Origin of the sequence: Mycobacterium hainanense, assembly GCF_041890355.1 — a bacterium.
Taxonomy (GTDB): Bacteria; Actinomycetota; Actinomycetes; order Mycobacteriales; family Mycobacteriaceae; genus Mycobacterium; species Mycobacterium hainanense.
In genome coordinates this window covers 3,898,657-3,923,668 of record NZ_CP169059.1, presented here as the reverse complement: position 1 = coordinate 3,923,668, position 25,012 = coordinate 3,898,657, and the positions used below count along the sequence as shown (strand labels likewise).

General features: G+C 69.4%; 23 protein-coding genes. 15 read left to right on the top strand and 8 right to left on the bottom strand.

What is annotated here, in order from left to right:
• Window positions 1-38 precede the first annotated feature (38 nt).
• From ACEL92_RS18180 to ACEL92_RS18165, 4 genes are all read right to left on the bottom strand, one after another.
• Window positions 39-1,094 (bottom strand): hydrogenase expression protein HypE, encoded by a 1,056-nt coding sequence (locus ACEL92_RS18180; RefSeq protein ID WP_067311604.1) that lies wholly within the window; start codon window positions 1,092-1,094, stop codon window positions 39-41.
• A 218-nt stretch (window positions 1,095-1,312) separates the two neighbouring features.
• Window positions 1,313-2,083, bottom strand: coding sequence for a hydrogenase nickel incorporation protein HypB (gene hypB, locus ACEL92_RS18175; RefSeq protein WP_374022094.1), 771 nt, complete (start codon window positions 2,081-2,083; stop codon window positions 1,313-1,315).
• A gap of 28 nt (window positions 2,084-2,111) precedes the next feature.
• The gene (locus ACEL92_RS18170; RefSeq protein WP_374022093.1) at window positions 2,112-2,447 is read right to left on the bottom strand and encodes a hydrogenase maturation nickel metallochaperone HypA; all 336 of its coding nucleotides are present in this window, start codon (window positions 2,445-2,447) and stop codon (window positions 2,112-2,114) included.
• Between the two features lie 73 nt (window positions 2,448-2,520).
• The gene (locus ACEL92_RS18165; protein WP_374022092.1) at window positions 2,521-3,639 is read right to left on the bottom strand and encodes a HoxN/HupN/NixA family nickel/cobalt transporter; all 1,119 of its coding nucleotides are present in this window, start codon (window positions 3,637-3,639) and stop codon (window positions 2,521-2,523) included.
• A gap of 154 nt (window positions 3,640-3,793) precedes the next feature.
• On the opposite strand from ACEL92_RS18165, the gene ACEL92_RS18160 reads away from it, so the two are divergent.
• Window positions 3,794-4,285: a Fur family transcriptional regulator gene (locus ACEL92_RS18160; protein ID WP_374022091.1), complete on the top strand. Its 492-nt coding sequence runs from the start codon at window positions 3,794-3,796 to the stop codon at window positions 4,283-4,285.
• Between the two features lie 17 nt (window positions 4,286-4,302).
• Here ACEL92_RS18160 and mtr read toward each other — a convergent pair whose 3' ends face one another.
• Both mtr and ACEL92_RS18150 read right to left on the bottom strand, forming a co-directional pair.
• The gene (mtr, locus tag ACEL92_RS18155) at window positions 4,303-5,706 is read right to left on the bottom strand and encodes a mycothione reductase (protein ID WP_374022090.1); all 1,404 of its coding nucleotides are present in this window, start codon (window positions 5,704-5,706) and stop codon (window positions 4,303-4,305) included.
• Window positions 5,707-5,710: 4 nt separating this feature from the next.
• The gene (locus ACEL92_RS18150; RefSeq protein ID WP_374022089.1) at window positions 5,711-6,721 is read right to left on the bottom strand and encodes an alpha/beta hydrolase; all 1,011 of its coding nucleotides are present in this window, start codon (window positions 6,719-6,721) and stop codon (window positions 5,711-5,713) included.
• A gap of 110 nt (window positions 6,722-6,831) precedes the next feature.
• Here ACEL92_RS18150 and mqo point away from each other — a divergent pair, with 110 nt between their 5' ends.
• From mqo to ACEL92_RS18110, 8 genes are all read left to right on the top strand, one after another.
• Entirely contained in the window at window positions 6,832-8,334 is a 1,503-nt protein-coding gene (gene mqo / locus ACEL92_RS18145) for a malate dehydrogenase (quinone) (protein ID WP_374022088.1), read from the top strand.
• A complete protein-coding gene (locus ACEL92_RS18140; RefSeq protein WP_374022087.1) occupies window positions 8,331-8,858 on the top strand; it encodes a GNAT family N-acetyltransferase in 528 nt (175 codons plus the stop codon). Before mqo ends, ACEL92_RS18140 begins: the two co-directional genes overlap by 4 nt.
• The gene (locus tag ACEL92_RS18135) at window positions 8,855-10,690 is read left to right on the top strand and encodes a magnesium chelatase subunit D family protein (protein ID WP_374022086.1); all 1,836 of its coding nucleotides are present in this window, start codon (window positions 8,855-8,857) and stop codon (window positions 10,688-10,690) included. The genes ACEL92_RS18140 and ACEL92_RS18135 overlap by 4 nt, the downstream gene beginning before the upstream one ends.
• A gap of 15 nt (window positions 10,691-10,705) precedes the next feature.
• Entirely contained in the window at window positions 10,706-11,320 is a 615-nt protein-coding gene (gene cobO / locus ACEL92_RS18130) for a cob(I)yrinic acid a,c-diamide adenosyltransferase (protein WP_374022085.1), read from the top strand.
• On the top strand, window positions 11,317-12,687 hold the full coding sequence (locus tag ACEL92_RS18125; RefSeq protein WP_374022084.1) for a cobyrinate a,c-diamide synthase: 1,371 nt from the start codon (window positions 11,317-11,319) through the stop codon (window positions 12,685-12,687). The genes cobO and ACEL92_RS18125 overlap by 4 nt, the downstream gene beginning before the upstream one ends.
• A gap of 9 nt (window positions 12,688-12,696) precedes the next feature.
• Window positions 12,697-13,902, top strand: a complete 1,206-nt coding sequence (gene cobA, locus ACEL92_RS18120; RefSeq protein ID WP_374022083.1) for a uroporphyrinogen-III C-methyltransferase — start codon at window positions 12,697-12,699, stop codon at window positions 13,900-13,902.
• Window positions 13,903-13,935: 33 nt separating this feature from the next.
• Complete coding sequence (locus ACEL92_RS18115; protein ID WP_374022082.1) at window positions 13,936-15,528, top strand: MFS transporter; 1,593 nt, start codon at window positions 13,936-13,938, stop codon at window positions 15,526-15,528.
• A 138-nt stretch (window positions 15,529-15,666) separates the two neighbouring features.
• On the top strand, window positions 15,667-17,415 hold the full coding sequence (locus ACEL92_RS18110) for a proline--tRNA ligase (protein ID WP_374022081.1): 1,749 nt from the start codon (window positions 15,667-15,669) through the stop codon (window positions 17,413-17,415).
• Window positions 17,416-17,434: 19 nt separating this feature from the next.
• On the opposite strand, the gene ACEL92_RS18105 is transcribed toward ACEL92_RS18110, so the two are convergent.
• The gene (locus ACEL92_RS18105) at window positions 17,435-17,881 is read right to left on the bottom strand and encodes a ferritin-like domain-containing protein (RefSeq protein ID WP_374022080.1); all 447 of its coding nucleotides are present in this window, start codon (window positions 17,879-17,881) and stop codon (window positions 17,435-17,437) included.
• Entirely contained in the window at window positions 17,878-18,414 is a 537-nt protein-coding gene (locus tag ACEL92_RS18100; RefSeq protein ID WP_374022079.1) for a hypothetical protein, read from the bottom strand. Before ACEL92_RS18100 ends, ACEL92_RS18105 begins: the two co-directional genes overlap by 4 nt.
• Window positions 18,415-18,616: 202 nt before the next feature.
• Between ACEL92_RS18100 and rimP the strand changes: the two genes are divergently transcribed.
• The 6 genes from rimP to ACEL92_RS18070 all read left to right on the top strand — a co-directional run bounded on the left by rimP (window position 18,617) and on the right by ACEL92_RS18070 (window position 24,968).
• A complete protein-coding gene (gene rimP / locus ACEL92_RS18095) occupies window positions 18,617-19,144 on the top strand; it encodes a ribosome maturation factor RimP (protein WP_374022078.1) in 528 nt (175 codons plus the stop codon).
• Window positions 19,141-20,196, top strand: coding sequence for a transcription termination factor NusA (gene nusA / locus ACEL92_RS18090; RefSeq protein WP_374022077.1), 1,056 nt, complete (start codon window positions 19,141-19,143; stop codon window positions 20,194-20,196). Before rimP ends, nusA begins: the two co-directional genes overlap by 4 nt.
• A gap of 94 nt (window positions 20,197-20,290) precedes the next feature.
• Entirely contained in the window at window positions 20,291-20,677 is a 387-nt protein-coding gene (locus ACEL92_RS18085; RefSeq protein ID WP_374022076.1) for a YlxR family protein, read from the top strand.
• A 64-nt stretch (window positions 20,678-20,741) separates the two neighbouring features.
• Window positions 20,742-23,510, top strand: a complete 2,769-nt coding sequence (gene infB, locus ACEL92_RS18080; protein ID WP_374022075.1) for a translation initiation factor IF-2 — start codon at window positions 20,742-20,744, stop codon at window positions 23,508-23,510.
• Window positions 23,510-23,983, top strand: coding sequence for a 30S ribosome-binding factor RbfA (gene rbfA / locus ACEL92_RS18075; RefSeq protein ID WP_374022074.1), 474 nt, complete (start codon window positions 23,510-23,512; stop codon window positions 23,981-23,983). The genes infB and rbfA overlap by 1 nt, the downstream gene beginning before the upstream one ends.
• Window positions 23,958-24,968: a bifunctional oligoribonuclease/PAP phosphatase NrnA gene (locus tag ACEL92_RS18070; RefSeq protein WP_374022073.1), complete on the top strand. Its 1,011-nt coding sequence runs from the start codon at window positions 23,958-23,960 to the stop codon at window positions 24,966-24,968. The genes rbfA and ACEL92_RS18070 overlap by 26 nt, the downstream gene beginning before the upstream one ends.
• Window positions 24,969-25,012: the final 44 nt, after the last annotated feature.

Below are 25,012 nucleotides of genomic sequence, written 5' to 3'. Positions count from 1 at the left end.
ATGAGAACGAAGCGCGCCGACCCGGTAGCCGAGGTGGCTTACCAGGTGCGGCGCGCCCCGGTGGTTAGTTGATCGCCGTTGTGGCGCCAGCGCGGCTCCTTGTCGACCGTGCGTCCCGTGATACCCCTCAAATTGCGAATCACGGTGCCGTACAGTCCCGACGCGGTGCTCGATAACTTGCCGCCCGGCGGTTCGTCCATGAAGGGCATGAATTTGTCGGGGAAGCCCGGCATGGTGCATCCGATGCAGATGCCGCCCACGTTGGGGCAGCCGCCCACACCGTTGATCCATCCGCGCTTGGGCACGTTGCACTTGACGACCGGGCCCCAACAGCCCAGTTTGACAATGCATTTCGGCGATCCGTACTCGGTGGCGAAGTCGCCCTGCTCGTAGTATCCGGCCCGGTCACAACCCTCATGTACGGTGTTGCCGAACAACCACTTGGGGCGCAGCGCGTCGTCGAGCGGAATCATCGGCGCCTGACCGGTCGCCATATAGAGCAGGTAGGTCAGCGTCTCGGAGAGGTTGTCGGGATGGATCGGGCAACCCGGCACGCAGACGATCGGAATGCCGGCCTTGCTCTTCCAGTCCCATCCGAGGTAGTCGGGCACCCCCATCGCCCCCGTCGGGTTGCCGGCCATGGCATGGATACCGCCGTAGGTGGCGCAGGTCCCGACCGCGACGATCGCGGTGGCCTTGGGCGCCAGCCGGTCGAGCCATTCGCTGGTGGTCATCGGCTGGCCGGTGGCGGGGTCGTTGCCGAAGCCACACCAGTAGCCCTCGTCCTTGAGCTTCTCGTTGGGGATGGATCCTTCGACGACGAGCACGAAGGGTTCCAGCTCACCGCGGTCGGCCTTGAAGAACCACGACAGGAAGTCGTCCGCCCCGCCGTTGGGGCCGCATTCGAAATCGATTAGGGGCCAGTGCACAGCGACCTTCGGAAGCCCGGGTAGAGCCCCCAAGGCAATCTCCTCGACCGTGGGTTGGGTGGCGGCAGTCAACGCCACCGAATCGCCGTCACAACTGAGCCCCGCATTAATCCAAAGAACGTGGATCAATGTTTCTTCTGCTTTGACTGCTGCTTCTGTTGGCATGCTGCAGCTTTCCGGGGCCGGGCTTAGACCCCTGCGCCGCCGGAGTCGACCGTCGGCCCACTTGCGCAGCGCTAATTTTCGGGTCTACTCCTCGCCGCCGGGCGTGTCAACGGTTCTGCGGCACCAACTAGTTAGACAGCCGTTGCATAGTATTTCGTTCCGCGGCGCGGGCGGCCGGCAACCCCCGACCTCATGCAAATCGCTCGCAGAACGGGGGGTCACGCCGCCGGCTCCGCGGCGAACCGCCGCAGCCAGCCGAACCACGCGGCCATCCCGGCTCCGGTGCGCGCACTGAGCGGCAGGATCGTGGCCGTCGCATTGACCTTGCGCACGTGAGCGATGTATTCATCGACGTCCACGTCAAGGTATGGGACCAAGTCAATCTTGTTGAGCAGCACCACATCCACGGAACGGAACATCACCGGATACTTCAGCGGCTTGTCCTCACCCTCGGTCACCGAGTACACCATGGCCTTGGCGTGCTCGCCCACGTCGAACTCCGCCGGGCAGACCAGGTTACCGACGTTCTCGATGATCACCAGGTCCAGCGCGGGAAGGTCGAGCCCGGGCAGGGCGCGGTTCACCATCGGCGCGTCGAGGTGGCATTCGCCGCCAAAACCGTTGCTGGTGTTGAGCAGTGAGATCTGGGCGCCGCGGCCACGAAGCTTGGCCGCGTCGAGATCGGTGGCGATGTCGCCTTCGATCACCCCGATGGCAAGGTCGCCGGCGAGTTCGTCCAGCGTGGCCTGCAGGATGGTCGTCTTGCCCGATCCCGGCGAACTCATCAGGTTCAGGGTGCGCACGCCGTTGCCCTCGAACGCGGCACGGTTGACTTCGGCGAGCGCGTCGTTCTCGGCGAAGATCGCCTCCAACACGTCGACCCGCTGCTTGCCGGTCCGGTACTGGCCATGGTCGCCGTGCTGGTGATCCGGATCGTCGTGCTCGTGGGTGTGCACCGTTCCGTCGTCATGTCGATGAAATCTGCCCATGGTCAAATCCGTTCGGATGGCGCGCTTTTCACGAGACGTCCAGCGACGTCACCAGGAACTCGTTGCCCCGCAGCACCTCTACGTCGGAACTGTCGCACTCCGGGCACCAGATCGACCAGGCGGACGTGATCTCCGATCGCCGGCCGCAGGCGTGACAGCTCACCTCGGCCCCGACGCACTCGAGCTCCAGCTCGGCCTCCGGCATGTTCTCGGCATCGCGCACCAGCGTCCAGCAGAACGAGAGCGATTCGGGCACCACCTGACGCAGCGCCCCGATCCGCACGCGCACCACGTCGACGTGCCGACCGTCGGCGTGGGTCTTGGCCACATCGGCGATCGCCTCACAGAGCGACAGCTCATGCACCGCCGATCACCGGCGTCCGCCGCGGGCTCATGAGCACTGTTCTACACCCGAACGCCCCGGGTGCGCAGCAGTGTCAGGGAGCGGAAGTCCACTTCTGTTCCAGCCGGCAGTAACGCCAGACCAGCACGGCCACCGCCCAGGTGATGACGAACGTGGCCACGACGAAATAGCCCACGGTGTTGAGGTCCAACCCGCCGATCCAGTTCCAGAACGGGCCCCGCCAGCCGAACTGCTCGGCGAACAGCGTGAGGAGTTCGACGCTGCCGATCAGCAGCGCGACCACCACCGACAGGGCGGTAATGGTGATGTTGTAGTAGATCTTGCGGACCGGGTTGGAAAAGGCCCAGCCGTAGGCGAAGTTCATGAACGAGCCGTCGATGGTGTCCAGCAGGCACATCCCGGCGGTGAACAGCACGGGCAGGCACAGGATGGCGTACCAGGGCAGTCCGGCCGCCGCGCTGGTCCCGGCCAGGACCAGCAGCGCGATCTCGGTCGCCGTGTCGAAGCCGAGTCCGAACAGCACCCCGACGGGGTAGGAGTGCCACGACTTGGTGATCGACCTGGTGAAGCGGCCGAGAAACCGGTTCATCAGGCCGCGGCTGTCCAGCTGCCGTTCCAGTTCGGCCCCGTCGGTTTCGTGGTCGTAGTCGCCGCGGCGCAGCCGGGCGAATACCCGCAGGATGCCCACCAACACGACGACGTTGAGCAGGGCGATCGCATAGAGGAACGCGCCCGAGACGCCCGTGCCGACCAGCCCCGTGTAGTGGTGTAGCGCCGAGGAGTCGTCCCGGACCGGCCCGACGATCGTCTTGACCCCGGACACCAGCAGGACCGCCAGCGCGAAGACCACCGTGGAATGGCCGAGCGAGAAGAAGAATCCCACCGCCAGCGGGCGCTGCCCGTCGTTCATCAGCTTGCGGGTGGTGTTGTCGATAGCGGCGATGTGGTCGGCGTCGAACGCGTGCCGCATGCCCAGGGAGTAGGCCGTGAGCCCGATGCCCACACCGAATGCCTTGCCGCCGAGGCTTAATTGCGCGGGGGCGACCAGGGCCACCAAGGTGAGCCAGCCGACCAGATGGAGCGCGACGATGACCGCCAGCATCGACGCCAGACGCCACCACTCCGCCGCCGTCAACGCGCTGCGAAGCTTGGTCGTCCACGACGGCCGCCGGTCGAGCTCGGTACTCGCCACTGCGGTCCTTCCGGCATGAGGAACAACCGGCACGACTGTATGTGCGGTCGCCGACTAGATGCAAGTGGGTCGCAGGAAACCCGCCGCGCCCGATGCGGTAGGCGAATTCGGCCGAAAACTGGCGCGCCCTGCGGAGCGGCGCGACACTGGGCGGGTGACGTCCAAGCCGTCGGCCCTGGACCCCTCCGTCACCGCACGGATCGGTGATCTGCTGCGCGCCCGGGGGCTGCGGCGGATGTCCTCGCGCATCCAGGTGCTGGCGGTGCTCGAGCCCGTCGACGGGCACCTGCCGGTCGCGGAGATCCACCAGCGGGTGCGGGCGGCATTGCCGCACGGCGCCCACGCCCCCGACGTCGCGACCATCTATCGCACCGTGACCACCCTGGTCGGGCAGGGGATGCTGCACGCGCTGACCCTCGACGGCGGCGTCACCACCTACGGGATGGCCACGGCGCCGCACCACCACGCCGTGTGTACCGAGTGCGGCTCGATCATCGAGGTGCCCGCCCGGCAGCTCAGCTCGGCGCTCGAGCACGCGATGGCGGGGAGTTCCTTCGCGCTCTCGGAGGCGGCGGGCCTGACGCTGCACGGGCTGTGCCCCCAGTGCCAAGACGGTAACCGGCCGCTCAAACGTTCCGGGCGCTGACACCATTTAGCGCCAGGTCAGTCAGATGGCGTTGGCGACCCCCGGTACAGGTCCAGTAGCGCGTTCTCGACCACTTCCGGCAGCGCGGGATGAATCCAGTACTGCCCGCGGGCCATCTCCGGGGCGGTCAGCCCGAAGCTCATCGCCTGGATCAGCGGCTGGATGATCGACGACGCCTGGGGGCCCATGATGTGCGCGCCGAGTAGGCGCCCGGTGCTCCGGTCGGCGATCAGCTTCACTATTCCGGTGGTGTCCTCCATGGCCCAACCGTAGGCGACGTCGCTGTAGTTGTGTATCGCAACCGAGATGTCGAATCCCTTTGCCATGGCCTGGGTTTCGGTTAGGCCGACGGCCGCCAGCTGGGGATCGGTGAATACCGCCGACGGCACGTAGCGGTGATCGGTTCTGACCATCGCATCGGTATCGTCCCACTGGCACATGAGGTTGTGCCGCACGACGCGAGCCTCGTGGTTGGCGACGTGCTTGAGCTGGTATGGCGAGGAAACGTCGCCGAGGGCGAAAACCCCACGGGCGGAGGTGCGTTGGTATTCATCCACCTCCACCCGGCCATCCACCACGTCGACGCCGACCTGTTCGGCGTCCAACAGGTCGGCGTTGGGGACGCGGCCGGTCGCGACCAGCAGCAGGTCGGCATCCAGGGTCGATCCGTCGTCCAATTGCAGGGTCACGCCGGAGTCGTGGTTGGTGCCGCCCACAACGTTGCGATGGGTGCGCAGTTCCCATTTGGCCGCGGCGATGCGGGTGAAGCGTCTGCAGATGGTGTCGTCGGAATACCGCAGCATGGTGGCGCCTCTGCAAACCAGCGTGACGCGCACACCGAGGGCGGAGAAGATGTGTGCGAATTCGGCTGCCACGTAGCCGCTTCCAATGATCACAAGGTGCTCGGGCAACTCCGCGATCCGCATGATCGTGTCGCTGGTGTGATAAGCGACGCCGCAGTCGAGGATCGCGGGGGGGATCACCGGTCGCGACCCCGCCGCGATCACCACCTGATCGGCGGTGAACTCCTCGCCGGCGCCGGTGCGCAACAGGTATCGCCCGTCGGGCTGAACCGGCCCGAATTGCGTGTGCTGGCTGTACAAGTCGACGTTGGGTGACGCGCGGCGATAGTCCTCCCCGCTCATCGAGATCGGATCGATGCGCCCGAAGATGCGCGAGACGATGTCGTCCCAGCGCACCCGGTCGAGGCGCGCGTCGATCCCGTAGCGCGCCGCGTCCCGGATCGTGGTGGCGACTTCGGCGGCGTAGACGAACATCTTGGTCGGGATGCAGCCGACGTTGAGGCAGGTGCCGCCGAACGTGCCGTGCTCGCACAGCGCCACCCGCTTGCCGGTGAAGCGATGGTCGAGAAGGCTGTTGCCCGAGCCGCTTCCGATGATCGCGATGTCGTACGTCTCCACCCGGTCACCCCTTCTTCGAAGACGTGCGATCGGCGTCGAGGTAGTGGTCCAGCCAGCGGTCGAGCTGGCGGTACGCCGCCCGCCGCGGCAGCGGCAGCGACAGGAACACGTCGTGTTTGGCGTCGTCGACCGGAACGATGGTGCTGTGGTTTCCGATGCAGCCGGCCCACCGGGCGATCTGGGCGACGTCGAGAACCGCGTCGCCGCACTGCATGGACGCCGGGTCGCTGGTTTCCCGCACGGTGTGGTCTGAACGCAGGATCAGATTGGGCACCCCGACGTCCAGCCCGCGGTGCAGCCGGGCGTGGCCACGGCGGATGGCGTGCAGCCAGCCCAGCGTGATGGGGAAGCCGCCCACCGGTTTCCACTGCAGGTTGTAGTCGAACTCGCCGTGATAGTCGCGGTGCAGTGTGGTGCCGTAGCCGCCGTCGGTGGGTGTCCGGACCACCCCCTTGGACCGCACCCGGGACAGGCCCGCGATCAGCGCCGAGGTCGCCGAATGGCGCAGGACCGCCGGCCCACGCAGATCCAGGAACGGGCTGTTGAGCACCAGACCCCCGATGCCGGCGTGCGCCGCGGCATCGCGCCGGCGAAGGCGGTCCAGCCACAACGACACGATGAGCCCGCCGGAGGAATGGCCGTACACCAAGACCTTGGCGGGCCCGTCGTGATCGCGAACGGCCGCCAGCGCCTGTTCGAGTTCGGCGTCGTAATCCTCGAGGTTGGTGATGAAGTGCGGCGTCTGACCGTCGCGGCGGGAGCGCCCGCATTTCTGGAGGTCCAGCGCGTAGAAGGCGAAGCCGCGGTCGGCGAAGTGATCGGCCAGCGCGGTGTTGAAGAAGTAGTCGGTGTAGCCGTGCACCGCGAGCACCGCGTGGCCGGTCCCCGAGGGGCCGGTGGGCTCACCGCGCCGGATCAGCGTCGCGACGATCTCGCCCTCGCCGACCGGGTCGGGCCCGAGGGGGATGGTGCGCTGCCAATAACCGGGCAGGACATCGGGCACCCAGCCAGTCACGAGGCCAGCTTAGAGGTTTTGCTGGTCGCGGGGAGGCGCACGCCGTTCGCGCCCGGCTCCGTTCGGGATAGCCTGGGGACCGGCCCAGTCGAGGGAAGGACCAGGAGCAGGTGTCGTCGCGAGCCCGAACCGCACGCACGGACGTCGTGCTGGTGGGCGCGGGCATCATGAGCGCGACGCTGGGCGCGTTGCTGCGCCGGCTGCAGCCGGACTGGTCGATAACCATCGTCGAACGGCTGGACGCCGTCGGGGCGGAGAGCAGCAGTCCCTGGAACAACGCCGGCACCGGGCATTCGGCGCTGTGCGAGCTCAACTACACGCCGCAAACTCCCGACGGCTCGATCGACATCACCAAAGCGGTGCGGATCAACGAGCAGTTCCAGGTCACGCGGCAATTCTGGGCCTACGCCGTCGAGAACGGGATCCTGACCGATACCGGCTTCTGCAACCCGATTCCGCACGTGAGTTTCGTGCGGGGCGCGCAGCGCGTCGAGTTCTTGCGCCGCCGGCAACGGGCGTTGGCCGCCAACCCGCTGTTCGCCGGCACCGAATTCATCGACGACGCGGACGAGTTCGCCCGCCGGCTGCCGTTGATGGCCGCCAAGCGTGACTTCTCCGAGCCGACCGCGCTCAACTGGGCCCCCCACGGCACGGACGTCGACTTCGGCGCGCTGGCCCGCCAGCTCATCGGCTACTGCGTGCAGGCCGGGGCGACCGCGTTGTTCGGCCACGAGGTCCGCGATCTGACCCGGCAATCGGACGGCTCCTGGACGCTACTGATTCGCAATCGCCGCACCGGCGAAAAGCACCGGCTGAACGCCAAATTCGTCTTCGTCGGCGCCGGTGGCGACGCGCTGCCGTTGCTGCAGAAGTCCGGCATAAAGGAGGTTAGGGGCTTCGCCGGATTCCCGATCGGCGGCCGGTTCCTGCGCACCGACAACCCGGCGCTGACCGCCGCCCATCGGGCCAAGGTGTACGGGGTTCCGGCGCCGGGGGCCCCGCCACTGGGCGCGCTGCACCTGGATCTCCGGTTCGTCAACGGCAAGTCGTGGCTGGTGTTCGGGCCCTACGCCGGGTGGTCGCCGAAGTTCTTGAAGCACGGCCGCCTGTCCGACCTGCCGCGGTCGGTGAAGCCGGACAACGCGTTGTCCATGCTCGGTGTCGGCCTCACCCAGCTGACGCTGGTCAACTACCTGCTCGGCCAACTGCGGCTATCCGAACCCGACCGCATCGACGTGCTACGCGAATTCGCGCCCAGCGCAATGGATTCCGACTGGCAACTGACGGTGGCCGGTCAGCGCGTGCAGGTGATCCGTCGCGACAGGCGCAAGGGGGGAGTGCTCGATTTCAACACCACCCTGCTGACCGCCGCGGACGGCAGCATCGCCGGGCTGCTGGGGGGCTCGCCAGGCGCGTCGACGGCGGTGGCCGCCATGCTCGACGTGCTTGAGCGGTGCTTCGCCGACCGCTATCGCTCGTGGCTGCCGAGACTCAAAGAGATGCTGCCCTCGCTGGGCGTCGAGCTGTCCCGCGAGCCGGCGTTGTACGACGAGGTGTGGTCCTGGAGCACCGAGGTGCTGGGGTTGAAGTCCGATTCGGGGGTTCGGTCATGAGTGAAGCGTTGCGTCGGTCCTGGGCCAAAGACCTTGATGCACGCACCCTTTACGAGCTTTTGAAGCTGCGGGTGGAGGTGTTCGTGGTGGAGCAGGCCTGCCCCTACCCGGAGCTGGACGGGCGCGACCTGCTCGCCGAAACCCGGCACTTCTGGCTGGAGACCCCCGAGGGCGAGGTGATCTGCACGCTGCGGTTGATGGAGGAACACGCCGGCGGCCAGAAGACGTTCCGGATCGGCCGGTTGTGCACCAAACGCAGCGCGCGCGGGCAGGGCCACACCACCCGGCTGCTGCGTGCCGCCCTGGCCGAGGTGGGCGACTACCCGTGCCGGATTGACGCGCAGACGTACCTGGCCGACATGTACGCCCAGCATGGATTCGTCCGCGCCGGCGAGGATTTCGTCGACGACGGCATTCCGCACGTGCCGATGCTCAAGCCCTCGCGCCCGCCCCTTTCTCAAGCCGATACCCGGCCCGCATCGTCGGCGGACGCGCCCGGTTCCGGCCTGACGGAGCCAGCGTGAAGCCGTATCCGTTCAGCGCGATCGTCGGACACGAGCAGCTGCGCCTCGCGCTGCTGCTGTGCGCCGTGCGCCCGGAGATCGGCGGTGCGCTGATCCGGGGCGAGAAGGGCACCGCGAAGTCGACGGCCGTGCGAGGCCTGGCGGCGTTGCTGTCCGCCGCGACCGACGGTGAGGGGACCGGCCTGGTCGAAATGCCCCTCGGCGCAACCGAAGACCGGGTGATCGGCTCGCTGGACCTGCAGCGGGTGCTGCGCGACGGCGAGCACGCGTTCTCGCCGGGACTGCTGGCCCGTGCGCACGGCGGTGTGCTCTACGTCGACGAGGTGAACCTGCTGCACGACCATCTGGTGGACGTGCTGCTCGACGCCGCGGCCATGGGTCGGGTGCACATCGAACGCGACGGCATTTCCCATTCGCACGAGGCCCGGTTCGTCCTCATCGGCACCATGAACCCGGAGGAGGGCGAACTGCGTCCGCAGCTGCTGGACCGGTTCGGCCTCACCGTCGACGTGCACGCGTCGCGTGATGTCGACGTGCGGGTGGAGGTGGTCCGACAGCGCATGGCCTATGAGGCGGACCCCGACGCGTTCGTCGAGCGATACGCCGACGCCGAGGCGGCACTGGCCAGGCGCATCGCGGAGGCCCGGGCGCTCGTCGGCGAGGTGGTGGTGCCGGACAGCGAATTACGGCGCATCGCGGCGGTCTGCGCGGCGTTCGACGTCGACGGGATGCGCGCCGACCTGGTGGTGGCCCGCACCGCGGCCGCGCACGCCGCCTGGCGCGGAGCCAAGGCCGTCGAAGAAGAAGATGTCCGGGTGGCCGCCGAGCTGGCGTTGCCGCATCGGCGCCGCCGTGACCCGTTCGACGACCCGGGCATCGACCGCGACCAGCTCAACGAGGCGCTGGCGCAAGCCGGTGACGACGGGCCCGAACCCCACCCCGACCCTCCGGGCGGCGGTCAGTCCGCGGAAGGAGCTGCGGAGCAACCGGATTCGTCGGCCCTGCCGAAGCCGCAACCACCGCGCCCCAGCGCTCCTCCGTCGAAGACCTTCCGCGCCCGGGCGTTGACGGTGCCGGGGGTCGGCGACGGCGCGCCCGGGCGGCGGTCGCGGGCGCGCAACGCGACCGGCAGCGTGATCGCGGCCGCCGAAAGCGACGACAGAAGCTCCGGCGCGCACGGGCTGCACCTGTTCGCCACCTTGCTTTCGGCCGCCGAGCGCGCAGCCGCCGGACCGCTTCGGCCGGCCCCGGACGACGTGCGACGGGCGATCCGCGAGGGGCGCGAGGGCAACCTGGTCATCTTCGTCGTGGACGCCTCGGGATCGATGGCGGCGCGCGATCGCATGGCAGCGGTAAGCGGGGCGACGTTGTCGCTGCTGCGCGACGCCTACCAGCGCCGCGACAAGGTCGCGGTGATCACGTTCCGCCAGCACGAGGCGCGGCTGCTGCTACCCCCGACGTCGTCGGCGCACATCGCCGGCCGGCGATTGGCGCGGTTCGACACCGGCGGCAAGACGCCGCTGGCCGAGGGCCTGCTCGCCGCGCGGGAACTGATCGTTCGGGAGAAGGCGCGCGATCGGGCGCGGCGTTCCCTGGTGGTGGTGCTCACCGACGGTCGGGCCACGGCCGGGCCCGACCCGCTGGGCCGCAGCCGGGTGGCGGCCGCCCGCCTGGTGGCCGAGGGCGCCGCCGCGGTGGTCGTCGACTGCGAAACGTCCTACGTGCGACTGGGTTTGGCCACGCAGCTGGCCCGCCACCTCGGCGCGCCGGCCGTGCGCCTCGAGCAGTTACACGCGGACTCCCTGACGCGCGCCGTGCGCAACGCGGCCTGAGGAAGGTAATCGCCGATGCCCCAAGGCCGACCGGTCCAGGTGCCCGACGACGGGCTGAGCACCAGGGCCCGGCGCAACACCCCGGTCTTGGCAGTGCACACCGGCCCGGGCAAGGGAAAGTCGACCGCGGCGTTCGGAATGGCGTTGCGGGCCTGGAACGTCGGGCTGTCCGTCGCCGTGTTCCAGTTCGTCAAGAGCGCCAAATGGAAGGTGGGGGAGGAGGCCGCTTTCGCCCGGCTCGGTCAACTGCACCAGCAGCACAACGTCGGTGGGCCCGTGGAATGGCACAAGATGGGCGCGGGTTGGTCGTGGTCCCGCAAGGCGGGCAGCGAGCTCGATCACGCGGCCGCCGCCGCCGACGGGTGGGCGGAGATCGCGCGCCGGCTGGCCGAACAGCGGCACGATTTCTACGTCCTCGACGAGTTCACCTACCCGCTGAAATGGGGTTGGGTGGACGTCGACGAGGTGGTGGGCACGCTGCTGGCGCGGCCGGGCCACCAGCACGTCGTCATCACCGGCCGCGATGCCCCGCAGCGGCTGATCGAGGCCGCCGACCTCGTCACCGAGATGACCAAGGTCAAGCACCCGATGGACGCCGGCCGCAAGGGGCAGAAGGGCATCGAGTGGTGAGTGTTCCCGCCGTCGTCGTGGCGGCGCCGGCGTCGGGCAGCGGAAAGACTACCGTCGCAACGGGTTTGATCGGCGCCTTGCGGCGTGCGGGCCATGTCGTGGCACCGTTCAAGGTCGGCCCGGACTTCATCGATCCCGGCTATCACGGGCTGGCCGCGGGGCGTCGCGGCCGCAACCTCGACCCGGTGCTCGTCGGCGAAAACCTCGTCGGCCCGCTGTACGCTCACGGCGCTGGCGGCGCCGACATCGCGGTGATCGAAGGGGTGATGGGTCTCTTCGACGGGCGGATCGGCCCCGCCGCGACCGGCCCCGCCGAGGGTTCCACCGCGCACGTGGCGCGCCTTTTGGGCGCGCCCGTGATCCTGGTGGTCGACGCCCGCGGGCAGAGCCACAGCATCGCCGCACTGCTGCACGGGTTTTCGACCTTCGATGCCGCGACGCGGGTCCGCGGCGTGATCCTCAACCGGGTCGGTTCGGCCCGGCACGAACTCGTGCTGCGGCAGGCCTGCGAGCAAGCCGGCGTCGCCGTGCTGGGGGCCATCCCGCGGGCCGCCGAATTGGAGTTGCCGACAAGGTATTTGGGCCTCGTCACCGCGGCGGAGTACGGGCGGCGCGCGCGGCTTGCGGTCGACGCCATGACCGACCTGGTCGCCCGCCACGTCGACCTGGCGGCGCTGGCGGCCGTCGCGGCGAGCCGCGAAGGCCCGGCGTGGGACCCGGCGTCGGCGGTGGGGGAGGCACCCGGCGTGCGCGCCACCGTGGCGATGGCAGCGGGGAAGGCGTTCACCTTCGCCTATGCCGAGCACACCGAGCTGCTTCGCGCCGCCGGTGCCGACGTGGTCGAATTCGACCCGCTCGCTGACCCATTGCCCGACGGCACCGACGCGGTGGTGCTGCCCGGCGGCTTCCCGGAACAGTTCACCGCCGAGCTCTCGGCCAACGACGTGGTGCGCCGACAGATCAAGGAGCTGGCCGTCGCTGGCGCGCCGATACACGCCGAATGCGCCGGCCTCATCTACCTGGCCGCCGAACTCGACGGCCATCCCATGTGCGGGGTGCTGGCCGCCTCGGCGCGGTTCACCCCGCACCTGACGCTGGCGTATCGCGACGCCGTCGCGGTGGCCGACTCGCCGCTGTACACCGCCGGGCAACGGGCGGTGGGGCACGAATTCCACCGGACCGCGGTCACTTTCAGCGACAGCTACCAGCCGGCGTGGGTGTACCGGGGCAACGACGTGGACGCCGTGCGGGACGGCGTCGTGCACGCCGGCGTGCACGCGTCGTACCTGCACACTCATCCCGCAGCGTCGCCGCAAGCCGTCGCGCGGTTCGTCGCCCACGCGTCCGCCCGCACACCCTCCGTTTAGGCTTGCCGGGTGTCCGAGAACGCCTACCTCGCCGGGCTGCGCCTGGCCGGCAAGAAGGTCGTCGTGGTCGGCGGCGGCTCGGTCGCCCAGCGCCGGCTGCCCCTGCTCATCGCCAGCGGCGCGGACGTCCACGTCATCTCCCGCAGCGCCACCAGGTCGGTCGAAGCGATGACCGGAATCACATTGTCACTGCGCGAATATCGCGACGGTGACCTCGACGGAGCCTGGTACGCGATCGCCGCCACCAACGACCCGCAAGTCAATGCGGCCATCGTCGCCGAGGCCGAACGCCGCCACCTCTTCTGCGTCCGCGCCGACATCGCCGTGGAGGGGACCGCGGTGACACCGGCGTCGTTCCGCTACGAAGGGCTATCGGTCGGCGTGCTGGCCGGCGGCGAGCACCGCCGCTCCGCGGCGATCCGCTCGGCGATCCGGGAAGCGCTGCAAACCGGGCTCATCGCACCGGACAGCGCCGCGAGCTCCGACGTCACGCGTGGCGGCGTGGCACTCGTCGGCGGCGGCCCCGGCGATCCCGAACTGATCACGGTGCGCGGGCGCCGGCTGCTGGCCCACGCCGACGTCGTCGTGGCCGACCGGCTCGCGCCGCCTGAGCTGTTGGCCGAGCTGCCGCCCCACGTGGAGGTCATCGACGCCGCCAAGATCCCGTACGGGCGGGCGATGGCGCAGGACGCCATCAACGACGTCATGATCGAGCGCGCCCGCTCCGGGAAGTTCGTCGTCCGCCTCAAGGGCGGGGACCCGTTCGTCTTCGCCCGCGGCTACGAGGAAGTGCTGGCGTGCGTCGACGCCGGGATTCCGGTCACGGTCGTGCCGGGTGTGACGAGCGCCATAGGAGTGCCCGCCCTGGCCGGCGTTCCGGTCACCCATCGGGCCATAAACCACGAGTTCGTGGTGGTCAGCGGCCATCTGGCGCCCGATCATCCCGAATCGTTAGTGAATTGGAATGCATTGGCCGCGATGTCGGGGACCATTGTTTTGCTGATGGCCGTGGAGCGCATCGAGCTTTTCGCCGAGGCGCTGATAAAGGGCGGCCGACCTGCGGATACTCCGGCGTTGGTGGTCCAACACGGGACGACGGCCGCGCAGCGGACTTTGCGGGCGACTCTCGCCGACACGCCAGAAAAGGTCCGCGCCGAGGGCATCCGACCTCCCGCGATCATCGTGATCGGGCCGGTGGCCGCATTCGGGCTTTAAACGATTCTTAAGATTACTGTAAGGTAACCCTTTATGACGGCCCTCAACGAAACCGAGCGCGCGATGCGGAACTTCACGTCCGCGCGCCCCGATCGTCCGGCCCCGGCGCGCTCCTCGCGCCCGGCGGAGACCGCCTCCACTCGCATCAGCAAGTACTACCCGGCCTGGCTGCCTTCCCGCCGCTTCATCGCGGCGGTGATCGCCATCGGCGGTATGCAGCTGCTGGCGACCATGGACAGCACCGTCGCGATCGTTGCGCTGCCCAGGATCCAGAACGAACTGAGCCTGTCCGACGCGGGCCGCAGCTGGGTGATCACCGCGTACGTGCTCACGTTCGGCGGGCTGATGCTGCTGGGCGGCCGGCTGGGCGACACCATCGGGCGCAAGCGCACCTTCATCGTCGGCGTCGCACTGTTCACCATCTCTTCGGTCCTGTGCGCGGTCGCCTGGGACGAGGCGACCATGGTCATCGCGCGGCTCTCCCAAGGTGTCGGGTCCGCCATCGCCTCGCCGACCGGGCTGGCGCTGGTCGCGACCACGTTCCCCAAGGGCCCGGCCCGTAACTTCGCGACGGCGGTGTTCGCCGCCATGACCGCCATCGGCTCCGTGATGGGCCTGGTCGTCGGTGGGGCGCTGACCGAGGTTTCCTGGCGGCTGGCGTTCCTGGTGAATGTGCCGATCGGGCTGGTGATGATCTACCTGGCCCGCACCGCGCTGCGCGAGACCAACCGCGAGCGGATGAAACTCGACGCCACCGGCGCCATGCTGGCCACGCTGGCGTGCACCGCGGCCGTCTACGCCTTCTCGATGGGCCCGGAGAAGGGCTGGGTGTCGTTCACCACCATCGGCTCCGGAGTGGTCGCCCTGGCCGCCGGGCTCGCCTTCATCATCGTCGAGCGCACCGCCGAAAACCCCGTCGTCCCATTCGACCTGTTCCGCGACCGCAACCGACTGGTCACCTTCGCCGCGATCTTCCTGGCGGGCGGCCTGATGTTCAGCCTCACCGTGTGCATCGGCCTGTACGTCCAGGACATCCTCGGCTACAGCGCGTTGCGCGCCGGTGTCGGCTTCATCCCGTTCGTCATCGCGATGGGGATTGGCCTTGGCGTCTCGTCGCAACTCGTGTCGCGGTTCTCGCCCCGGGTGCTGACCATCGGCGGCGGCCTCCTGCTGTTCTGGGCGATGCTCTACGGCTGGGGCTTCATGCACCGCGGCGTGCCCTACTTCCCCAACCTGGTCCTGCCCATCATCGTCGGCGGCATCGGCATCGGCATCTGCGTCGTCCCGCTGACGCTGTCGGCCATCGCCGGCGTCGGCTTCGACCAGATCGGCCCGGTGTCGGCGATCGCGTTGATGCTGCAGAGCCTCGGCGGCCCCCTGGTGCTGGCGGTCATCCAGGCCGTCATCACCTCCCGCACGTTGTACCTGGGCGGCACCACCGGCCCGGTGAAGGTCATGAACGACCTCCAGCTGCACGCGCTCGACCAGGGCTATACCTACGGCCTGCTATGGGTGGCCGGGGTGGCCGTCATCGTCGGCGGTGCGGCGCTGCTGATCGGCTACACGCCGGAGCAGGTCGCCCACGCGCAAGAGGTCAAGGAAGCGATCGACGCCGGCGAGCTGTAGGGCGGCGCGCCGCCGACGGCGGCCAATGCCAATGTCCTTGCGCCGGATTCGATAGCGCGGGCGATATCAAATCCGCGGCGCCCGGCATGGGTCCTCAGCTGCCAGGCGCCCACCCCTGACAAGTTAGGCTGGCCCGCTGTGATCACCCGGATGTCCGAGCTCTTTGTGCGCACGTTGCGCGACGATCCCGCTGACGCCGAAGTGCCCAGCCACAAACTGCTGATCCGGGCCGGCTACATCCGGCCCGTCGCGCCCGGGCTGTACAGCTGGCTGCCGCTCGGCCTGCGGGTGCTGCGCCGGATCGAGCGCGTCGTCCGCGAGGAGATGGACGCGATCGGCGGGCAGGAGATTCTGTTCCCCGCCCTGCTGCCCCGCGCGCCGTACGAGACGACGAACCGGTGGACCGAATACGGCGACGGCGTGTTCCGGCTCAAGGACCGCCGCGGCAACGACTACCTGCTCGGGCCGACGCACGAAGAGGTGTTCACCCTGACCGTCAAGGGTGAATACAGCTCCTACAAAGACTTCCCGGTGCTGCTCTACCAAATCCAGAACAAGTACCGCGACGAGGCGCGGCCGCGGGCCGGGATCCTGCGGGTGCGCGAGTTCGTGATGAAGGACTCGTACTCCTTCGACATCGACGACGACGGGCTCAAGGCCGCCTACCACGCGCACCGGGAGGCCTATCAGCGCATCCTTAACCGGCTCCGGGTGGGGTACGTGATCGTCTCCGCGGTCTCGGGGGCGATGGGCGGCAGCGCCTCCGAGGAGTTCCTGGCCGAGAGCCCGGTCGGCGAAGACACCTTCGTGCGCTGCCTGGAGTCGGGGTACGCGGCCAACGTCGAGGCCGTCGTCACCGCCCGCCCAGAAGCCAGGCCCATCGATGGGTTGCCGGAGCCGGTGGTTTACGACACCGGTGACACCCCGACGATCGCCACGCTGGTGGACTGGGCCAACGCCGCCGACCTCGGCCGCACCGTCACCGCGGCCGACACGCTGAAGAACGTCTTGCTCAAGGTGCGGCAGCCGGGCGGGGATCCGGAGCTGCTGGCCATCGGGCTGCCCGGCGATCGTGAGATCGACGACAAGAGGCTGAGCGCGGCGCTGGAGCCGGCCGAATACTCCTTGCTCGACGACACCGATTTCGCCAAGTACCCGTTCCTGGTGAAGGGCTACATCGGTCCGAAAGCGCTGCGGGACAACGACGTCCGCTACCTCGTCGACCCGAGGGTGGTGGACGGCACCAGCTGGATCACCGGGGCCGACGAGCCCGGCCGGCACGTCGTCGGCCTGGTGGCTGGCCGCGATTTCACCGCCGACGGCACCATCGAGGCCGCCGAGGTGCGCGACGGCGATCCGTCTCCGGACGGCGCCGGCCCGCTGGTCTCGGCGCGCGGGATCGAGGTCGCGCACATCTTCCAGCTCGGGCGCAAATACACGGACGCCTTCAGCGCCGACGTGCTCGGTGAGGACGGCAAGCCGGTGCGGCTGACCATGGGGTCCTACGGCTTCGGGGTGTCGCGGATGGTGGCGGTGATCGCCGAGCAGCACCACGACGAGCTGGGCCTGCGCTGGCCCGCGGAGGTCTCGCCGTTCGACGTGCACCTGGTCATCGCCAACAAGGACGCGGACGCGCGCACCGGGGCCAGCGAGCTGGCCGCCGACCTCGACCGGTTGGGCGTCGAGGTGCTACTCGACGACCGGCAGGCGTCCCCCGGGGTGAAGTTCAAGGACGCCGAGTTGCTGGGGGTGCCGTGGATCCTGGTGGTGGGCCGCGGCTGGGGCAACGGCGTCGTCGAGCTGCGTGACCGCTTCGGCGGCCAGACGCGCGAGCTGGCCACCGGGCCGTCGCTGGCCACCGACGTCGCCGCCGCGCTGAGCGGGTAGAGCGAAACCCTCTGCGGCCCTAGTCGTTTCCGCCCGGGAAGCTCGTCGTGATGGGCCACGCGCCCAGCACGCGGTTCCAGCGGGCGGCCATCACGGCGCTCTGCGTCAGGGCCGTCGAGGAGAACGCACGGTCCTCGGCCGTCTCGGCGTGCTCGATCACCACCCGCCATGCCGACGCGCAGTCATTCTCCATCCGGGCGGCCAGGCGGGCCGCGTCCGCCGCGCTGCCGATCAGCATCGGCAGCTGGTAGCCGGGGGCGGCGACCGGCGCGTTGACCTTGCGGGCGGTCAGCATCGCGATCACGTCGTCGCGGCGCTGGCGGTGCTGCAACAGGGCCTCCACCACCATGCCGTTCACGCTGGGCGGCGACAGCGCCGAGACCATGCCGTAGCCGTAAATCGTCGAGTGTTCGATGGCCAGCGCGTCGCACAGCGCCGCGTTGTCGGCGTCCTTGCCGGAGCTCATATCGACGGGCCCCCGGGCACCAGGGCGACCGTGTACGACGCCGTGCAAGACGCGATGATCGACGCCAGCAGCCCGGCCCGGTAGCCCGATTCCCCCGCCACCAGGCGGCTGGCGCTGTCGGCCGACGCCCGAAGGGCGTTGATCACGTCGGACACCGGGGGCGGGGGCGGCGGCGGCCCCGGCGGCTCGGCCGGGGTCGGGCTGGGGCTCGTCGTCTCGCTGGTCGACGAGCTGGTGATCTTGCCGGCCGCCCGCGAAATCTCCGTCGACAGCGCGCGGGCGTGCGCGGCGCGTTGATTCGCCACCACCGCGAGCGCGGCAGCAATCTGCGGTGGGTTGCCGATGGCCGCGGCGGCGGCACCGGCCAGCGCGCTGTCCTTGCGGGCCTGGTCCAACGGCCCCAGCAGCTCTTCGACGGCCGGGGGCTTGGGCGGGGACTCGCCGCAGGCGGAGGCGACCACCCCGAGCGCAGCCAGAGCCACGCCGCCGGCGAGCACACCCCGCCGGTTGACGGGGGGAACTGCGCTAGACACAAACACATCCTGCCATCGGTGCGAAGGCGGGTATGAAGCCAGGCGCGATCCGGTCGTCAGAGGCGATTCCTGGCGTATCGTTGATAGCTGGCTCTCGCGGAACGGAAGCCCTCCCGTTCCGCCAGGACACTGGAGCCGCCCGCAAGCCACGGGGCGGCGACACCCTCCAGCTGACCGGACAACTCAAGATGAGGAGCTCGCCGTGACCACCGGGCTACCTTCGCAGACGCAGGTGATCGAGCTACTCGGTGATGAGTTCGCGCGCGCGGGATACGAGATCGAAGACGTGGTCATCGACGCCCGGACGCGGCCGCCGCGGATCATGGTGGTCGCCGACGGCGACAAGGCCCTCGACCTGGACACCATCGCGATGCTGTCGCGCTCTGCGTCGACTTTGCTGGACGGCGTGGACGGCATCGCGGACTCCTACGTGCTCGAGGTGAGCTCGCCGGGCGTGGACCGCCCGCTGACCAGTGCGAAACACTTCCGCCGGGCCCGCGGCCGGAAGGTCGAGGTCGTCCTGTCGGACGGTTCGCGGCTGACGGGTCGCGTCGGCGAGACCCAAGATGACGCCGTCGCGCTGGTGGTCCGCGAGGGCCGTGACTACCGGGTGCGCGACATTCGGCTCGCCGATATTGCCAAAGCCGTTGTGCAGGTGGAGTTTTCGCCCCCAGCCCAGGCGGAGCTCGACCTGGCGGGCCAGGCCGACAGGACGGAGGCCGGAACATGAATATCGACATGGCGGCGCTGCATGCCATCGAGGTGGATCGGGGCATCTCGGTCAACGAGCTACTCGAGACGATCAAGTCGGCGCTGCTGACCGCCTACCGGCACACCGAGGGCCATCAGACCGACGCGCGCATCGAGATCGACCGCAAGACCGGTGTCGTGAAGGTCGTCGCCCGCGAGACCGATGAGGACGGCAACGTCATCAGCGAATGGGACGACACCCCCGAGGGTTTCGGGCGCATCGCGGCGACCACCGCGCGGCAGGTCATGCTGCAGCGGTTCCGGGACGCGGAGAACGAGCGCACCTACGGCGAGTTCTCCACCCGCGAGGGGGAGATCGTCGCGGGCGTCATCCAGCGGGACAGCCGCGCCAACGCCCGCGGCCTGGTGGTGGTGCGGATGGGCACCGAGACCAAGGCCTCCGAGGGCGTCATCCCGGCGGCCGAACAGGTCCCCGGCGAAAGCTACGAACACGGCAACCGGGTGCGTTGCTACGTGATCGGCGTGACCCGCGGCGCCCGGGAGCCGATGATCACGCTGTCGCGGACGCATCCCAATCTGGTGCGCAAGCTCTTCTCCCTGGAGGTTCCCGAGATCGCCGACGGCTCGGTCGAGATCGTCGCGGTGGCCCGCGAGGCCGGCCATCGCTCCAAGATCGCGGTGAAGTCCAACGTTGCCGGCCTGAACGCGAAGGGGGCCTGCATCGGCCCGATGGGCCAGCGGGTGCGCAACGTGATGAGCGAGCTGTCCGGCGAGAAGATCGACATCATCGACTACGACGAGGACCCGTCGCGGTTCGTCGCCAACGCGTTGTCACCCGCCAAGGTGGTCTCCGTGTCGATCATCGACCAGAACGCGCGGGCCGCCCGCGTTGTGGTGCCCGATTTCCAGCTGTCGCTGGCCATCGGCAAGGAGGGTCAGAACGCGCGGTTGGCCGCCCGGCTCACCGGGTGGCGCATCGACATCCGCGGCGATACGCCGGGCGGTTCCGAGGCGCATTCGCAGGCCCACCCCGAACACGGCGCCACCCGTCCGGTGGCGCACGAGCGTTAGCGCAGCAACCCCGCCCGCCACCGCGGCGTCGGGCGAGAGCGCCCAGCACCGTCGGGCGGTTCTGACGATCGGGTAAGTGACGCTAGACTGAGCCGTGATCCAGCGTGAGCCTTCGGCCCCCGATCCCGAAAGGGCGCACAGGCGTGTGGACGGACCAGTCCGGACGTGCGTCGGGTGCCGGAAGCGAGAGTTGGTCGTCGAACTGCTTCGCGTAGTGGCTGTGTCGCGCGGGAACGGCGAATATGCCGTGATCGTTGACATTAGGAGTAGCCTGCCGGGGCGGGGTGCGTGGCTGCATCCCGTAGCGCAGTGCGTGCAACAGGCGATTCGGCGACGGGCTTTCACCCGAGCGCTGCGCATCGCCGGTTCCCCGGACGTGTCCGCGGTGGTCGAGCACCTAGAGTCTCTAGGCGCGCCCGATCGTCTCGGCAGCAACAGAAGAGGCAGCAAAGAACATGAGCACACCGTGAAGTCCCGATGACCATGCGTCATAGCTAAACCCGAGGCGCGGCCCTACGACTGTCGCCTCATAGACAGGAGATGTAGTGGCAGGTAAGGCCCGCGTACACGAGTTGGCTAAGGAACTCGGTGTTACCAGCAAGGAAGTTCTCGCCCGGCTGAATGAACAGGGCGAATTCGTAAAATCCGCATCGTCAACGGTGGAAGCGCCGGTCGCTCGTCGACTGCGCGAATCCTTCGGGGGCGGCAGGGCGGCTCCCCAGAAGACTGCGGCCAAGCCGGCCGCCAAGGCTCCCGTCAAGGGGCCGGACAAATCGCTCGACCAGGCCCTCGACAAGGCCATCGGCAATGGCGAGGCTGCCGCCGCAGCGACGGCGGCGACGGCGCAGGCCGCCCCGGCCGCGCCCACGGAAGCGCCGGCGCGTCCCGGCCCCGTGCCCGGCCGGCCCACACCGGGACAGCCCGGGCAGCCCGGGCAGCCGAAGCCGCCCGCGCCCGGCCAGCCGACCGGCCAGCCCGGACCGCAACCCGGCATGACGCCGGGTCCACGCCCCGGTCCGGCGCCCAAGCCCGGTGTGCGCACCCCGCGCGTCGGCAACAACCCCTTCTCGTCCGCGCAGCCCGTCGACCGGCCGATCCCGCGCCCGGTGCCCCGTCCCGGGGCGCCCCGGCCCGGCGCGCCGCGTCCCGGCGCTTCGCCCGGCAACATGCCGCCCCGCCCCGGCGGCGCCGCTGGTCAGGGTCGCCCGGCGCGGCCCGGTGCCCCGCGGCCCGGTGGTGGACGGCCCGGCGGGCCCGGCGGTCGTGACGGTGGCGGCGGCAACTACCGCGGCGGTGGTGGAGTTGGCGCGCCGCCCGGTGGCGGCGGCGGTGCGGGAGGTTTTCGGGGCCGTCCCGGTGGCGGTGGTGGCGGTGGCCGCCCTGGTCAGCGCGGCGGCGCGGCCGGCGCGTTCGGCCGTCCCGGCGGTGCGCCGCGGCGCGGCCGCAAGTCCAAGAGGGCAAAACGCGCCGAGTACGAGAACATGCAGGCGCCGGTCGTCGGCGGCGTGCGGTTGCCGCACGGCAATGGCGAGACGATCCGGCTGGCCCGCGGCGCGTCGCTCTCCGACTTCGCCGACAAGATCAACGCCAACCCGGCCTCGCTGGTGCAGGCGTTGTTCAACCTCGGTGAGATGGTGACGGCCACCCAGTCGGTCGGTGACGAGACGCTCGAGCTGTTGGGCAGCGAGATGAACTACGTCGTCCAGGTCGTCAGCCCGGAGGACGAGGACCGCGAGCTGCTGGAGTCGTTCGACTTGACCTACGGCGAGGACGAGGGCACCGAGGAAGACCTGCAGACCCGGCCGCCGGTGGTGACCGTGATGGGTCACGTCGACCACGGTAAGACGCGGTTGCTGGACACGATTCGGAACGCCAGCGTGCGCGAGGCCGAGGCGGGTGGCATCACCCAGCACATCGGCGCGTACCAGGTCTCCGTCGACCTCGACGGCAACGAGCGGCTGATCACCTTCATCGACACCCCGGGTCACGAGGCGTTCACCGCCATGCGTGCCCGCGGGGCGAAGGCCACCGACATCGCGATCCTGGTGGTTGCCGCCGACGACGGCGTGATGCCGCAGACGGTGGAGGCCATCAACCACGCGCAGGCGGCCGACGTGCCAATCGTGGTGGCGGTCAACAAGATCGACAAGGAGGGCGCCGACCCGGCCAAGATCCGCGGGCAGCTCACCGAATACGGGCTGGTGCCAGAGGAATTCGGCGGCGACACGATGTTCGTCGACATCTCGGCGAAGGAAGGCACCAACATCTCCGCACTCGAGGAGGCGGTGCTGCTGACCGCCGACGCCGCCCTGGACCTGCGGGCCAACCCCGACATGGAGGCCCAGGGTGTGGCGATCGAGGCGCACCTGGACCGCGGCCGCGGACCCGTTGCCACGGTGCTGGTGCAGCGCGGCACGCTGCGTGTCGGCGACTCGGTGGTGGCCGGCGACGCCTACGGTCGCGTCCGCCGCATGGTCGACGAGCACGGCGACGATGTCGAGGAGGCGCTGCCGTCGCGGCCGGTGCAGGTCATCGGCTTCACCTCGGTGCCGGGCGCCGGCGACAACTTCCTCGTCGTCGACGAGGACCGCATCGCCCGCCAGATCGCCGACCGGCGCAGCGCCCGCAAGCGCAACGCGCTGGCGGCCCGGTCCCGCAAGCGCATCAGCCTGGAGGACCTGGACTCGGCGCTGAAGGAAACCAGTCAGCTGAACCTGATCCTCAAGGGCGACAACGCCGGTACAGTCGAGGCCCTCGAGGAGGCCCTGATGGGCATCCAGGTCGACGACGAGGTGATGCTGCGCGTGATCGACCGCGGCGTCGGTGGCATCACCGAAACCAACGTCAACCTGGCGTCGGCGTCGGATGCGGTGATCATCGGCTTCAACGTGCGCGCCGAAGGGAAGGCTACGGAGCTGGCCAACCGCGAGGGCGTCGAGATCCGCTACTACTCGGTGATCTACCAGGCGATCGACGACATCGAGAAGGCCCTGCGCGGCATGCTCAAGCCGATCTACGAGGAGAACCAGCTGGGTCGCGCCGAGATTCGCGCGATCTTCCGGTCCTCGAAGGTGGGCGTCATCGCCGGCTGCATGATCAGCTCGGGCGTGGTGCGCCGCAACGCCAAGGCCCGGCTGTTGCGGGACAACATCGTGGTCGCCGACAACCTGACGATCACCTCGCTGCGCCGGGAGAAGGACGACGTGACCGAGGTCCGCGAGGGCTTCGAGTGCGGTATGACGCTGGGCTACTCCGACATCAAGGAAGGCGACATCATCGAGTCCTACGAGCTCGTCCAAAAGGAGCGCACTTAATGGCCGACCCCGCCCGGGCGCGGCGACTGGCCAAACGCATCAATGCGATCGTCGCCTCGGCGATCGAGTTCGAGATCAAGGATCCGGGGCTGGACGGGGTGACCATCGTCGACACGAAGGTCACCGCCGACCTGCACGATGCGACGGTGTTCTACACCGTGATGGGCCGCACCCTGGACGACGAGCCGGACTATGCCGCCGCGGCGGCCGCCCTGGAGCGGGCCAAGGGCGCGCTGCGCACCATGGTCGGGGCGGGCACCGGCGTGCGCTTCACGCCGACCCTGACCTTCAACCGCGACACCACGTTGGACACCGTGCAGCGGATGGACGAGTTGCTGGCGCGCGCCCGCGCCGCGGATGCCGACCTGGCGCGCGTCCGCTCGGGGGCCAAACCGGCCGGGGATGCCGATCCATACCGTCCCAGCGGGACAAGCGACGAGGACACCGGTGACGACGACCGACGCGAAGACTGAGCTGTCCCGCGCCGCGGGAGCCGGGACACGGGTCGACGCCCGGGGTGCGGTCGAATTGCTTTCCGCCGCCGAAACTATCGCGGTGGTCGCCCATGTCCACCCCGACGCCGACACCATCGGCGCCGGGCTGGCGCTGGCCTTGGTGCTGGACAAGTGCGGCAAGAGCGTCGAGGTCGGTTTCGCCGAGCCGGCGACGCTCCCCGAGTCGCTGTCGTCGCTGCCCGGCTGCGGATTGCTGGTCGGCGCGGACGCGATGCGGCGCGACGTCGATTTGGTTGTCACCGTGGACGTTCCGAGCGTCAAGCGGCTCGGCGCGCTGAGCGATCTGGCCGGTCCGGGCCGCGAGTCGCTGGTGATCGACCACCACGCCTCCAACGAGCTGTTCGGGACCGCGAACTTCGTTGACGTGTCGGCGGATTCGACCACGATGCTCATCGCCGACATCCTCGACGCGTGGGGCAAGCCGATCGACCCGGACGTCGCGCACTGCATCTACGCCGGGCTGACCACCGACACGGGGTCCTTCCGCTGGGCCACCGCCCGCGCCCTTCGGCTCGCCGCCCGGCTGGTCGAGGCGGGCGTCGACAACGCGGCGATCAGTCGGACGCTGATGGACAGCCACCCCTTCGACTGGTTGCCGCTGCTCTCCCGCGTGCTGGGCTCCGCGCACCTGCTGCCCGACGCCGCCGGCGGTCGCGGGTTGGTGTATGCGGTGGTCCGACACCAGGATTGGGTCAGTTCGCGCCCCGAAGAAGTCGAGAGCATCGTCGACATCGTGCGCACCACGCAGCAGGCGGAGGTGGCCGCGGTGTTCAAGGAGGTCGACCCGCAGCAGTGGTCGGTGTCGATGCGGGCCAAGTCCGAGGTGGACCTGGCGGCGGTGGCGTCCGCGTTCGGCGGTGGCGGCCACCGGCTGGCTGCCGGCTATTCGACGAGCGGTCCGATCGACGACGCGGTGGCCTCGCTGCGCAGCGCCCTGGGCTGATTGCCCGACTCCCCCCGCAAGCGGGAGGTGCCCCCACCGCACCT